The organism is Pseudarthrobacter sp. HLT1-7, assembly GCF_059383435.1.
In genome coordinates, this window is record NZ_JBWZCH010000011.1 from 1 (window position 1) to 11,918 (window position 11,918).

General features: G+C 63.4%; 12 protein-coding genes. 4 read left to right on the forward strand and 8 right to left on the reverse strand.

Annotation, left to right across the window (positions count from 1 at the left end):
- Nucleotides 1-274: 274 nt before the first annotated feature.
- The 4 genes from AC50X6_RS11675 to AC50X6_RS11690 form a co-directional block, all read right to left on the reverse strand.
- Complete coding sequence (locus AC50X6_RS11675) at nt 275-1,345, reverse strand: alkene reductase (protein ID WP_494966376.1); 1,071 nt, start codon at nt 1,343-1,345, stop codon at nt 275-277.
- Between the two features lie 82 nt (nt 1,346-1,427).
- Nucleotides 1,428-2,483 carry a 2,3-butanediol dehydrogenase gene (locus AC50X6_RS11680; RefSeq protein WP_494966377.1) on the reverse strand — a complete coding sequence of 352 codons (1,056 nt, stop codon included), beginning with the start codon at nt 2,481-2,483 and terminating at the stop codon, nt 1,428-1,430.
- Between the two features lie 41 nt (nt 2,484-2,524).
- A complete protein-coding gene (locus tag AC50X6_RS11685; protein ID WP_494966378.1) occupies nt 2,525-3,310 on the reverse strand; it encodes an acetoin reductase in 786 nt (261 codons plus the stop codon).
- Nucleotides 3,311-3,382: 72 nt separating this feature from the next.
- Nucleotides 3,383-5,173, reverse strand: coding sequence for an NAD(P)-binding domain-containing protein (locus AC50X6_RS11690; RefSeq protein WP_494966379.1), 1,791 nt, complete (start codon nt 5,171-5,173; stop codon nt 3,383-3,385).
- Nucleotides 5,174-5,394: 221 nt separating this feature from the next.
- Between AC50X6_RS11690 and AC50X6_RS11695 the strand changes: the two genes are divergently transcribed.
- Nucleotides 5,395-6,732: a GAF domain-containing protein gene (locus AC50X6_RS11695; RefSeq protein WP_494966476.1), complete on the forward strand. Its 1,338-nt coding sequence runs from the start codon at nt 5,395-5,397 to the stop codon at nt 6,730-6,732.
- 95 nt (nt 6,733-6,827) lie between these two features.
- On the opposite strand, the gene AC50X6_RS11700 is transcribed toward AC50X6_RS11695, so the two are convergent.
- From AC50X6_RS11700 to AC50X6_RS11710, 3 genes are all read right to left on the reverse strand, one after another.
- Nucleotides 6,828-7,328 carry a PKD domain-containing protein gene (locus AC50X6_RS11700; protein WP_494966380.1) on the reverse strand — a complete coding sequence of 167 codons (501 nt, stop codon included), beginning with the start codon at nt 7,326-7,328 and terminating at the stop codon, nt 6,828-6,830.
- Between the two features lie 443 nt (nt 7,329-7,771).
- Nucleotides 7,772-8,428: a DUF6318 family protein gene (locus AC50X6_RS11705; RefSeq protein WP_494966381.1), complete on the reverse strand. Its 657-nt coding sequence runs from the start codon at nt 8,426-8,428 to the stop codon at nt 7,772-7,774.
- 88 nt (nt 8,429-8,516) lie between these two features.
- Entirely contained in the window at nt 8,517-9,014 is a 498-nt protein-coding gene (locus AC50X6_RS11710) for a hypothetical protein (RefSeq protein ID WP_494966382.1), read from the reverse strand.
- Nucleotides 9,015-9,158: 144 nt separating this feature from the next.
- On the opposite strand from AC50X6_RS11710, the gene AC50X6_RS11715 reads away from it, so the two are divergent.
- Both AC50X6_RS11715 and AC50X6_RS11720 read left to right on the forward strand, forming a co-directional pair.
- Entirely contained in the window at nt 9,159-9,593 is a 435-nt protein-coding gene (locus AC50X6_RS11715) for a pyridoxamine 5'-phosphate oxidase family protein (protein ID WP_494966477.1), read from the forward strand.
- Between the two features lie 29 nt (nt 9,594-9,622).
- Entirely contained in the window at nt 9,623-10,072 is a 450-nt protein-coding gene (locus tag AC50X6_RS11720; protein WP_494966383.1) for a very short patch repair endonuclease, read from the forward strand.
- Between the two features lie 725 nt (nt 10,073-10,797).
- On the opposite strand, the gene AC50X6_RS11725 is transcribed toward AC50X6_RS11720, so the two are convergent.
- The gene (locus AC50X6_RS11725) at nt 10,798-11,376 is read right to left on the reverse strand and encodes a TetR/AcrR family transcriptional regulator (protein ID WP_494966478.1); all 579 of its coding nucleotides are present in this window, start codon (nt 11,374-11,376) and stop codon (nt 10,798-10,800) included.
- A gap of 322 nt (nt 11,377-11,698) precedes the next feature.
- On the opposite strand from AC50X6_RS11725, the gene AC50X6_RS11730 reads away from it, so the two are divergent.
- Nucleotides 11,699-11,917 (forward strand): hypothetical protein, encoded by a 219-nt coding sequence (locus tag AC50X6_RS11730; protein ID WP_494966384.1) that lies wholly within the window; start codon nt 11,699-11,701, stop codon nt 11,915-11,917.
- The last annotated feature ends 1 nt before the right edge of the window (nt 11,918 follow it).

Sequence of the window (11,918 nt, forward strand, 5' to 3'; positions counted from 1 at the left end):
ACAACGCCGCCGTCATCTGCCTGGCACGCCGCCGCTGCGACGTCATCCACGCCATGCTACGCAACGACACACTCTACGAGGAAAAAGCTCCCCAAACCGCTTGACAAAAAACATAGGGACACCCCCCCGCGGGACATGCCCATTCTTGGAGCCCTGCGCCGCCGGACATGCTCATTCACAAGCGCCAGCAGTGAGCAGAATGGCATTCTGCTCACTGTTCATGGCTAAGGCTGGACATGTCCGGCCGCAGCGGCGGTGGTGGTTCGGGCCGGACCTAGTTCTGGTACGCCGGGTAGTCGGTGTAGCCTTTGGCGCCCTCACCGTAGAACGTGGACGGGTCCGGCTCGTTAACCGGGAGTCGCTCGCGCCAGCGCCGCACCAGGTCCGGGTTGGCAATGGCCGGACGTCCCACAACGACGGCGTCTGCGTGGCCGTCCGCGACCAGCGCCACGGCCTCCTCGCGCGTCGTGATGACGCCGAAGCCGGTGTTCAGCAGGAACGTGCCGCCAAAGCGGGTGCGCAGATCCTGCACTAGATCGCTGGTGGGTTCCTTGTGCAGGACGCTGAGGTAGGCGAGCTTCAGGGGCGCCAACGCGTCCACCAGGTGTGCGTAGGTCTCGTGGATGTCTGCAGCGTCCAGCTCGATGGCGCCCTGGACGTTGTGCTCCGGGGAGATGCGGATGCCGACGCGGTCGGCGCCAATAGCGTCCACCACGGCCCGGGTCACTTCAATGACGAAGCGCGCACGGTTCTCCGGTGAGCCGCCGTAGATGTCGTCGCGGTGGTTGGCTGACGGGGAAAGGAATTCGTGCAGCAGGTAGCCGTTGGCGGAGTGCAGCTCGACGCCGTCGAACCCGGCACCGATCGCGTTGCGGGACGCGGTGACAAACTCCTGGACGATGCCCGGCAGCTCCTCGGCGGTCAGGGCGTGCGGAACCGGGAACGGCTTCTGGCCCGCGTAGGTGCGGGTCTGGCCATCGATCGCGATGGCGCTCGGTGCGACAACCTCAAAGCCACCGTTGGTGTCCTCATGGGTGACCCGGCCGGCGTGCATGACCTGCGCGAAAATCCGGCCGCCCTCCGCGTGCACGGCCGCGGTTACGTTGGCCCAGCCCTTGAGCTGTTCCTCGGTTACCAGGCCGGGCTGGCCCGGGAATCCCCGGCCGGCGTGGCTGGGGTACGTGCCTTCGCTGACGATCAGTCCCAGCGAGGCGCGCTGGCGGTAGTGCTCCACCACCAGCGGGCCGGGGATCCCTTCCCTGCCGGAGCGGACGCGGGTCAGCGGCGCCATCACGAGTCGATTGGGCAATTCCAGCTCGCCGAGTGTCATCGGGGAAAACAGCATGCGCAGTTCCTTTCACCATGGATTGAGTTCACCGTCGGCAACTGCACGGCGCCTGCAGCTATTCCACATGAGACCCGGATCACTAAGGATGGACGATGATCTTCACCGCAGTGTCGTTGTGGTTGATCAGGGTGTCGAAGCCCTTGTCCACGAGGTCAGCCAGGGCGATTCTTCCTGTGATGAACGGCTTCAGATCGACCTTGCCTTCCTGGACGAGCTTGATGGCGGCCGCATGATCGCCGCAGTAGGCGATGGTGCCGCGCAGATCGATTTCCTTCAGAACGACTTTTTGCATGTCAACGGTGGCCGGGTGCCCCCAGATCGACACGTTGACCACGACGCCGGCAGGTTTCACGACGTCGAGCATGGTGTCCAGCACAGCGTTGACCCCGGCGCATTCAAACGCGGCACTGGCCCCCGCGCCTGCGGTCAACTCCAGTACCCGCGCCTTGACGTCGTCCGAGCTCGGATCGAGAACATGATCCGCCACCCCTGACGAAAGCGCCTTGTCCTTGCGGGCCGCCGACAGCTCGGTGACGATCGTGGTGATGCCGAGACCCTTGAGGACCGCGGCGGTCAGCAGGCCAATGGGGCCCGCACCGCCCACGACGGCGACGTCCCCGGCTTTGAGCCCGCTCCTCCCGACGGCGTGATACGCCACCGCGAGGGGCTCGATAAGAGCGGCTTCGTCTAGCGGGATGTCGCCGACAGGGTGGACCCAGCGGGCGTCAACCACAATCTTCTCGCTCAGGCCTCCGCCGCCACCCGCCAGGCCGATGAAACCCATCTTGGTGCACAGGTTGTAGTGCCCGCTGAGGCAGGGACCGCATTCATTGCAGACGAAGTACGGCTCGACCACCACGCTGTCTCCGATGGCAAGGCCGCTGACCCCCTCGCCAAGTTCCTCGACAGTGCCGGAGAACTCATGTCCCATAGTGACCGGGGCGGCTTCGTGTGAAAGTCCGTGGGGATGTCCGGGCGGCGGGGAAAAGATGGGCCCTTCCAGGAACTCGTGCAGGTCCGTGCCGCAGATGCCGCACCAGGCGACGGCGATCTTTACCGCGCCCGGGCGCAGTTCCGGCTCCGGGATGTCTTCGATTCGGAGGTCTTTGCGGGCGTGGAATCGTGCTGCTTTCATGTTCTGTTCCGCCTTTTTATGGATGTCTGATTCGTATGGGCTCAGCTATACAGGATGCCGCCGTCTACGAGCAGCGTTTGGCCGGTGACATAGTCCGAATCCGGCCCGGCAAAGAAAGAGACTACCTTCGCAACGTCGTCGGGCGTCTCGATGCGGCCCAGGGCGATAGCTTTGACGTTCTCACTCAGGTTCTGGCCGGCCGGCTTACCGTTGATCTTACTCAGTTCCCGGTCGATCAACTCCCACATTCCCGTGCCCACGATGCCCGGCGCATACGCATTCACGGTGATGCCCTTCGGCGCCAACTCCTGCGCCGCGGCCTGGGTGATGCCCCGGACCGCGAACTTGGATGCCGAGTACGCTCCGAGAATCGGAAAGCCCTTCACTGCGGCGATCGAAGCGGCTGAAATGATCCTGCCGGCGTGCTGAAGTTCATCGAACTTTGCAGCGGCCGCCTGGATACCCCAGACCACGGAGTCTAGGTTAATCCGGAAGACTTGCTCAAGATCCGTCTCCGTAATCTCCAGCACCGGACGGACTTGGGCGATGCCCGCGTTGTTGACGATTACGTCAAAACCGCCGAGCTGTTGTGTAGCCGTCTCGACTGCGCCCACAACATCTGCCCGCCGCCCGACGTCGGCGGCGATGAAGACTGCCCGGCCACCGCCGGCCTCAATTTCGGAAACAACGGCCTCGCCTTTCTCCTGCTGAGAATCAAGATCCGCCACAGCAACGTGGAATCCGTCCCGGGCCAATCGCAGCGCTATACCCCGGCCGATCCCTTGGCTGGCGCCGGTGACGAGGGCTACCTTGTTTTGAACAGACATGTTGTTGACATCCTTTAGGAAGGGCCACGGCTGGGCCATGTCGGTACAGCCGTAGCCTGATCTGGGTGGTTATCAGCGTGTGTGGTGCGTCGGCTGAAGCTCGAAGACCGGCGTCGGCAGCCCCTCCATCCGTGCCTTGAGCTGGAGCGCCAGGTAGTTGGAGTAGTGCCGGCTCTGGTGCAGATTGCCGCCGTGGATCCAGAGATTCTCCACGTTGGTGGGCTTCCACATGTTGCGCAGTTCCCCCTCCCACGGCCCCGGGTCCTTGGGGGTATCCGATCCGTAACCCCAGCATTTTCCCACGGCGTTGGCCACCTCGGGCGAGACCAGGTCCGCCAGCCAGCCGTTCATGGATCCGTAACCTGTCGCGTAGATGATGACGTCGGCGTCCAGTTCAGTCCCGTCTGCCAGCACCACGGCGTTGCCGGTAATTTTGCCGACCTCGCCATTGGCGAGCTTGACCCGGCCGTCGATGATCAACTGCGAGGCGCCGACGTCGATGTAGTAGCCGGAGCCGCGCCTCAGGTACTTCAGGAACAGGCCGGAGCCGTCCACGCCGAAGTCCAGGTCGAATCCGGCGGCCTCCAGCTGGGAGTAGAACTCCGCGTCCCGCTTTGCCATTTCCGTATACACAGGGATCTGGGCTGCGGGCAGAATCCGGTACGGCAAGGAAGCAAACAGGAGATCGGCTTTTTCGGTGGTGACGCCGTTGGCCAGCGCCTTCTCGGAGTACAGATCGCCAAGCGCAAGATCCATGAGGGATTCGCTGCGGGCAATGTGTGTGGAGGACCGCTGGACCATGGTGACGTCGGCGCCATGTTCCCAGAGATCGGCACAGATATCGTGCGCCGAGTTGTTGGAGCCAATGACCACAGCCTTCTTCCCCGCCCAGTCTCCGCCGCCGTCGTGCTTGGACGAGTGGTACTGATCCCCCAGAAAGGATTCGGCGCCGTCGAACGCGGGGACGCTGGGGTAGCCCGAGACGCCCAGGGCGAAGACGAGCTGTTTGGGGCGCAGGGTGACCGGTTCGCCGTCGCGCACTACCTCAACCACCCACTCCTGCGAGGAGTCGTCGAAGCGGGCGTTGGTGCACTCGGTCCTGGACCAGTAGTTCAGTTCCATAATCCGTGTGTAGTGCTCCAGCCAGTCGCCGATCTTGTCCTTGGCCGCGAAAACGGGCCAGTCGTCGGGGAACTTGATATACGGCAGATGGTCGTACCAGACCGGGTCGTGGAGGTGCAGGGACTTGTAGCGGTTGCGCCAGGAATCGCCCGGGCGATCGTTCTTCTCGATGATGAGCGTTGGCACGCCGAGTCTGCGCAGCCGCGCCCCCAGCCCGATTCCACCCTGCCCGCCACCGATGATGACGGTGTAGGGCTGGTCTTCGTAGCCGAGCCGCGCTTCCTTTTCTTCTTTCAGTTCCAACCAGGACTTGCGGCCCTTGGTGATCTCGTGGGCTACGCCTTTCTCCCGGTTGGCGCCCTTCTTTTCCTCGAAGCCCTTGAGCTCCTGCATGGTGGTGAGCAGGGTCCAGCACTTGCCGTTCCGGAGACGCAGATGGGCGTAGCCCCGGGCCTGGGCGGTCTCGAAATTCACCCAGGCCTCCGTATTGGCGGCATCCCCGGTGGCGTTCTCGGCCAGGGTCCAGTTGCTTGGCTGCACGTCGTCGAGGGTTGCATCCAGCATGCGGCCGATGTCCTCCTTACCCTCAAGGGACTTGAGGTTCCAGGTGAAGGCGACGAAGTCGCGCCAGTACGAATCGTCGTCGAATAGCTCCAGGATGGCGTCCATATTGTGGCTGCGCAGTGCGTTGTCGAACTGCGCCAGCCAGGCCCGGACGACGCCGTTTGGTGACTCAGGCATGTTTCCTCTTTCCCTTGCTGACAGTGGGTTGCTCCCGTTGCACGGCGTCCAGACCGTTACCCGGCGCCCAGACCATGCAGTGACCCGCATCACAAGTAAAAGCCGCAGGGGGTTACAATCGGGTTACACGGAGGTCTCACGTTGTCGGCCGGCGCTTAGCTGGTCGTTGCAGGCAGGGACCGGTCAGGTGCGACGATTCGAGGGCGAGTTGGGGGATGAGCATGCGGCAAGGCACACCCTCCTCCAGGCAACTCTCAGATCTCAGGTTTTCAGCGCCGGCAGAGTACGCCCGGACTCTCCGGCAGGCCCACGAGGCCACGATTTCCGGCACCCCGAATCCGCTCCTGTCGCCGTCGCTCGCCAAGTCATGGCAGCGCTCCCTTGCGCTGGGCATTAATCCGGACCGGCACCGCCCGCTCCACCGTCATGAAGTTTCCGAGGCGCGCTCCCTCAGCGCAAGCCATCGACTGGCGGCAGTTATGCCCGCGCTGTCACAGCTGCTGGCCGACGAGACAGCAACCGGACGCCATCTGCTGATCGTGACCGATCATGAGGGCGAAGTGCTGTGGCGCGTGGGTAGCAGGCAGGCGCTGCGGCTCGCAGACTCCCTGGAGTTCGTGGAAGGAGCCGATTGGTCCGAATCCGGCGTCGGCACCAATGCCATCAGCGAAGCCCTGGTCACCGGCGCGCCGGCGCAACTCTTCTCGGCCGAGCACCTTGTGCGGACCCATCACGATTGGGCCTGCACCGCTTCCCCCATTCGCGATCCCTTTACGGGCGAAGTCGTCGGGGTCCTTGATGTGTCCGGCCCGTTCGAGTCGGTCACGCCGGACAGCCTGCGGCTTGTGCGGTGTGGCGTGCGGCTTGCAGAAGAACTGCTGAAATCGGCAGCGACTCCCGACGGCGGCATCTGGCGTGGCGGGCGGCCGCTGCGACGTGACGAGTGGACACCGCACGACGGCGGCGCCCGGTCGCAGTTGGCACTGCGGCTGCTGGGCGACTCACCTTCCGCGGCGATCGACGGCGGCGCCCCACGTCCACTCACGCTGCGCCGCGCCGAGATCCTGGCCCTGCTGGCCTCGCGTGCCCAGGGGTGGAGCGCCGATGAGCTGGCCTACGAGATCCACGGCGACGACGGCACCGGCGCGGCAATCCGGACGGAGATGCACCGAATACGGACCGTTGTGGGCTCTGTGGTCGAAGCGAACCCCTACCGTTTCTCTGCAGCCGTCAGAGTCGTTACGGATGCCTCGGATGTGGCCAGCCATCTGCGGGAGGGCCGGGTTGGCGAGGCGTTTGCAGCCTATCCGGCGAAACTGCTCAACCGTTCGCTGAACCTTTCCATCGGTTTTATGCGCGATGAGCTCAATGCAGCCGTCGGTGCGTCCGTGCGCTCCAGCGGGGACGCCCGACTGATCCTGCAATGGTGCACCAGCGACATGGGCTCCGCCGATACGGAAGCGGCGGCCGCTGCGGCGAAGCTGATCGGACCGTTTGATCCAAGCCTTCAGCTGGTGAGCGCGCGGATGGAGCGGGTGGACCGGGAGCTGCGAGCGTAGCCACGAATTTCGGCTCCCCCGCTATCTGGGACTTCCGGACGGAGGCCACTGGCAAAGTCAACCAGTGGGAGCAGCACGGCGCACCCGCATATCGTCTAGGCCGGTGGCGGAGCGACGCCGGGGCAGCCTTGGCCCTGCGGGTTCCGGAGGCAATCGTCCGCATAGTTCCGGGTGATCGACCGCCAGACGCTGACGGTCTGCGGCTCTGAGCTGAATGTTCCCTGGCCCGGGATAGGCAGCGGCGGACCGCCATTGACAGAGTAGGTGCCCTGGAAGTGGGTGGTCAGGCCCACGTAGAAGTCACCGGTCTGCGGGTAGACGTGGCTGGTCGCGGTCTTCTCGCCCCAACGGTCCTGCGGCAGCGGGCCGCCGGCCGCAGTCTGAGGGCCGGCAGAGGTGCCGTCGCCGTAGCTCCAGGTGTACTGCACCGGCCTGGCGACGATGTGGACACTCTGTGCCAGGATCGTAATGTCGAACTGCTGCTCGGTCGCGTCGGCGAAAAAATTGGTTTCCGCGCCGCGCAGCGTGTGTGGACTCGGCTGGGCCGTAACAACTCCTGCGGCAACCGGAAGCTTCTGGAATTCGGTTTGGATCATCGCGGCAATCCGGGGCAGCAGGTCCTCTGGCCTGGGATCGAAGAGACAGGTTGGCCCCGAATGGAACGACCATGTGGGGTTCGGCACGCCTGCCGGAGCCTTCAGCCATACGACGGGGATCCCGTCCTTGCCGTCTGGCCCGTTCTTACAGTCCACGCGGACAGCCAAACAGTCCGTGTCGAAATCGCCTCCGCCCAAATGGCACTGAAGTTCGTATTTGTATTGGGAGGGGTCTGCATCGATGGATCCGGACACTAAAGCGACGAATTTTCCAGTCGCTGGATCCAGCCTCCACCCGCCCACATTGATGCCTTGATTCCCAAAGCCTGCGTCGACTCCACCTTCCTCTGCCAATGCCGAGTCAACCAAGAGGAGATTCCCCGACAATAGAAGCGCGGCCGTGAGGAATTGCAGGCTTCGACGCCATCGACGCTGCGAAATGCTCATCGAATCGGATGCAGCCCGGTGAGCTGCCACGCGCCGTCCTTGAAGGCAACGAGCATGACATTTCCCGTGTCCGATGGCGGAGTTGGTGGCCTAAACTCGGTTCCTATCGGGCCAAAGTAAGAGATCGTAGACTGCTGCACTTGCACTATCACCTGATATTGGCCGTCTGCTTGAGACTCATAGGTTGTACTGATCGAAGGCGTCTCAATGCGTCCTCCGACCAACCAGCGATCAGTCTCGTAGCTTGTGGCCAAGGAACGAGTAATGTTCGAGCAGAATTCGCAGATCGGAGATGTCACTGACTCCAGCCCGGACGAGTGACCGGTCTCATAGGCGAAACCCAACTGAGCGAACCAGTACCTCGCGAAGGCCTCCAGCCCTTCCTTCGTCTCAGCTTTCGCCACCTCCGGCAACTCCGGCACCGGGACGTTCTGGGCCTTTCCCGAGGCGTCGGCCGGTTTATAGCTGGCCGCGGGCGTGGCGCTGCTGGAATTCCCCGACGCCGTCGTCGATGGTCCAGAAGACTCCGGGGCAGCCGTTTGCCCCGGAGCTGTTCCGCCGCCGCTGCAGGCGGTGACCAAGAGCAGGGACGAAGCAACGAGGACGCCGGCGACCGCCCGCCAGCGGCCGGCGATCGAAGTGCGAGTTGTCATGGTCAGCTATTCCCCCCGATAGATATCAAGACGCCCGAAGCCAAACAATAAGATAAGGGTAACTGACATCACATTTTGGACACCAAGGTTATCCACAGCCTCCCGCTTCACCCCGCAATAGCAACGGCAGCAGACCTACGGGACTCCCCGCACGGACGCGCCCTGCCGCCGTCCCTGGCCTGAAGTGCCGGTTACTTCTTCTGGTTGGCCCCAGCCACTTGCCGCTGCAGTCGCCAACAGAGGCCTTGCCATTTGTAGTCACCTTGAATGCCGCCTTGTGCTCCGAATCAAACGCCCGGTCAGCCGAGGAAAGGGCCGCCGACAGGACCGTCATCCAGATTGCCGCAATGACACTGCTGAGATTGCCCAGGACAAGCCCGGCCACCGCCGCACCCTTCCTGGCGAACTTGCGGTTGGGGCCGATGGTGCCGAAGAGGACGGCCAGCGGTCCCAGAACAATGGCCACCACGCCCATAAAGGGATTGAACGAGAAAACGACGGCCACGATGCCGAGCACCAGCGCGGCGACACCCCGGCCGTTGCCGCACGAATCGGGCGCTGAGACAGTGGGCTGCTGGCAAGCCATGGCGGGTTCCGCGTCGGACAGAGTATGGAAGGGGCTGAGAAGTTACCACCCCGCTTTCGGGCACGAGGCAAGTGCAGTCGACGCACGCGGACTTTCCGCCGTAAGCCACTGGCGTTTTTCTACATGGGCCAGAACAATGAAGCCATGATGTTCGAACACGCAGACGACAATCCCATTCTCAACCTCGACGACGAGCAGATCTGGAAAGTGATCGAGGGCACCAAACACGGCAGACTCGTGGTCACCGTCGCCGGTGAACCCGATATTTTCCCGGTGAACTACGCGGTGAGCGGCAGGAAGCTCTACCTACGTACGGCGCCCGGCAACAAACTCGCCCAGCTGACCATCAACTCCAAGGTGCTCTTCGAAACGGACGGCATCCTGTCCGACGAGGCCTGGTCCGTGGTCCTTCGCGGCACCGCGCGAGTGCTGGACCAATCCGCCGACATCGCAGCGGCTGAGTCCCTGGGGCTCAAGCCCTGGGTGCCCACGTTAAAAGACTTCTTCGTCGAGATCGAGCCGACCTCGACGACCGGCCGTCATTTCCAGTTCGGCGAACATCCCGAGCGCGAGATCTAGACCCATCTGGCCCGCCAAGTGTTGTAACCATGGCTGACAAGCTGACTCCGGAGCGGCGCAGCTGGAATATGTCACGCATCCGGGGGAAGAACACAAAGCCGGAGCTGCTGGTTCGGCGGCTATTGCATGCCAAGGGCTACCGGTACCGGCTGCACGGCACGGCGCGCGGCGGACAGCTCCCCGGCAGCCCTGATCTGGTGTTCGCCAGCCGCCACAAAGTGATCTTCGTCAACGGCTGTTTCTGGCACTTCCACGATTGCCGCGTCGGGCAGCACGCACCCAAATCCAATGCCGAATTCTGGGAAACCAAGCGGACCCGCACCAGGAACCGCGACGCCGAGCAGCGCCGGCAGCTGGAAGGCTCGGGCTGGGAAGTTCTCACCGTCTGGGAATGCGAATTGCGGGACCGGTCGGCGCTGGAGCAGCAGTTGGATGTATTCCTTCGGGCCCATGCGGCTGAACCCACCACGGGAAACTAATTCGAAATTGTGCTTCTCTTCCGCCCCGGCGCGCCAGCATCACGGAGCCGCTAGCCAGGGTTGATGCGAAGTCGTGGGTAGTGGCTTGATTCCGGCGAGTTAGCGGGCGCGATTGGCGTTTCCATTCAACGACCAGGTCCATCATCACGGCCCGGAGCGGTGAGCGGGGCTGTTTGCCGGGGCGCGCCATCGATTTGTGTCCGTAGGTCACGTCCGGGGTCAGCCAGAGTGCGCCGGTTGGTGATGCGTCGTTTGTGGGCGTCGTTTGTGGGCGCCCGTTCGCCACAGATGGCCGCTACGAGACCGTCATCCCGGCCATCTGTGGCGGATCGGTGGCATGCGGCCGCCCCGCCGGCCACCAAGTCCCGAAGGATCTGCCGACCCGCAGCCCCGAAGCCCCGAAGCCCCGCCGATGGACATGCTCAGCGGCGGGGTTGCTGCGTGCGTGCTTGCTCCCGATACCTTTTTAATAGCCCGGGTGACGACGTTCCAGCCCAGTTACTCGGTTCCGGAACCCGCGCCAGCCCCCGGGATTCCCCGGGATTGCCCGGGATTCCGCGGGTGCCGACCGGGGCGCGTGGAAGCAACTGGGCAGGAGCGTCAAGCCGGAGCCCGGAAACCTCCATAGCAAGGACTCCAAAATAACTCACTAAAAGCTCCCACCCGCGCCGCGTGCCGCCGTCGTCTGCCGGATCCGCCCATGTTCTTGCATCAGCCTCGGAACACTAACCCCGGTGGTGGTCAATCAGCCAGCCGGCCATTTGGCGCGCACGGCCGGCCGCGGCAAGGTCGCCCTCGGCGGCAGAGACGATCGAACCCTTCATGAGGATGTGCCAGGAGCGGGCGAAATCCACCGGATCGCGAAGGCCCGCCTCCTGGGCAAGCTGCTGCACATGAGCCCGGATCTTCGCTAGGTAGTCGATGCTGGCCCGGCCAAGCGGATGGTCGGCCCCCATCTCGAGCAGGATATTGATGAACGAGCAGGCCTCGAAGTCCTCGCGCGCGAACCAGTCGGCAAAGACATCGAAGATCGCCAGCAACTGCTCCTCGGGAGTGCCACCCCTGCGCCGGGCCTCGAAGAGGATCTTATCCACGGTCCATTGCTGGTCACGGCGTTCCAGGAAAGCGAGAACAAGCTCGTCCTTTGATGCGAAATGCCGGTAGAAGGTCGCCTTCGCCACGCCGGAACGACTGATCAGTTCATTGACCCCGACGCCGCGGACTCCCCGCCGGGAAAGCAATTCATAAGCAACCGCGAGAATTCGCTCCCGCACTCCCAACGCAGCCACGCCCGAGACTGCCATGCCTGAAACGGCCACACCCGAGACTGCCACGGGAGGCACCGGACCGGCCACGCCAGAACACTCGCCGTCCGCCAAGGTTCGCGGCGAAGACGCTATAGCTCTGGAATTCGCTGAAAGAGACATCAAGGCTAGCCTAGTCCCAACTTGCAGACAGAGTGGTCTGTCTCGGGTAGGATTCCAAGTCGGGGGCATGGAACCTGTTCGGTCCAGATTTAGTCGTACACCTACCCCTATGGGAGAGCGCCAGATGCCACACTTGCTGATGCCGAATGAGTCGCTGAGAACCGCAACATCACAGTCAAGTTCATCACCGGCTTCCCAAATGCGAAACTTACGCTCCGCTGATGTCGATCCTGATCTCGAACCCCTGCGTCGGCAGGTGTCCCAGATCATTGATGCGATTCTCGCCGACACCAGGCCCGAAGAGGCGGAGGTTCGAGAAAAACTTCGCTGGCATGTCGCGGACAATCCCGGCAAACCCGAGACAGCACTCCTGAGTCATCTGCTGTCGATGTCGGTCCGCCAGGACGCACCGGCCTAAC

Bases quoted from the DNA above. Each gene is read 5' to 3' on its own strand.
- AC50X6_RS11700 (WP_494966380.1), bottom strand. From the start codon at position 7,328: ATGATCCAAACCGAATTCCAGAAGCTTCCGGTTGCCGCAGGAGTTGTT.
- AC50X6_RS11725 (WP_494966478.1), bottom strand. From the start codon at position 11,376: ATGGCAGTCTCGGGCGTGGCTGCGTTGGGAGTGCGGGAGCGAATTCTC.
- AC50X6_RS11675 (WP_494966376.1), bottom strand. From the start codon at position 1,345: ATGCTGTTTTCCCCGATGACACTCGGCGAGCTGGAATTGCCCAATCGA.
- AC50X6_RS11685 (WP_494966378.1), bottom strand. From the start codon at position 3,310: ATGTCTGTTCAAAACAAGGTAGCCCTCGTCACCGGCGCCAGCCAAGGG.
- AC50X6_RS11720 (WP_494966383.1), top strand. From the start codon at position 9,623: ATGGCTGACAAGCTGACTCCGGAGCGGCGCAGCTGGAATATGTCACGC.
- AC50X6_RS11695 (WP_494966476.1), top strand. From the start codon at position 5,395: ATGCGGCAAGGCACACCCTCCTCCAGGCAACTCTCAGATCTCAGGTTT.
- AC50X6_RS11710 (WP_494966382.1), bottom strand. From the start codon at position 9,014: ATGGCTTGCCAGCAGCCCACTGTCTCAGCGCCCGATTCGTGCGGCAAC.
- AC50X6_RS11730 (WP_494966384.1), top strand. From the start codon at position 11,699: ATGCGAAACTTACGCTCCGCTGATGTCGATCCTGATCTCGAACCCCTG.
- AC50X6_RS11705 (WP_494966381.1), bottom strand. From the start codon at position 8,428: ATGACAACTCGCACTTCGATCGCCGGCCGCTGGCGGGCGGTCGCCGGC.
- AC50X6_RS11715 (WP_494966477.1), top strand. From the start codon at position 9,159: ATGATGTTCGAACACGCAGACGACAATCCCATTCTCAACCTCGACGAC.
- AC50X6_RS11690 (WP_494966379.1), bottom strand. From the start codon at position 5,173: ATGCCTGAGTCACCAAACGGCGTCGTCCGGGCCTGGCTGGCGCAGTTC.
- AC50X6_RS11680 (WP_494966377.1), bottom strand. From the start codon at position 2,483: ATGAAAGCAGCACGATTCCACGCCCGCAAAGACCTCCGAATCGAAGAC.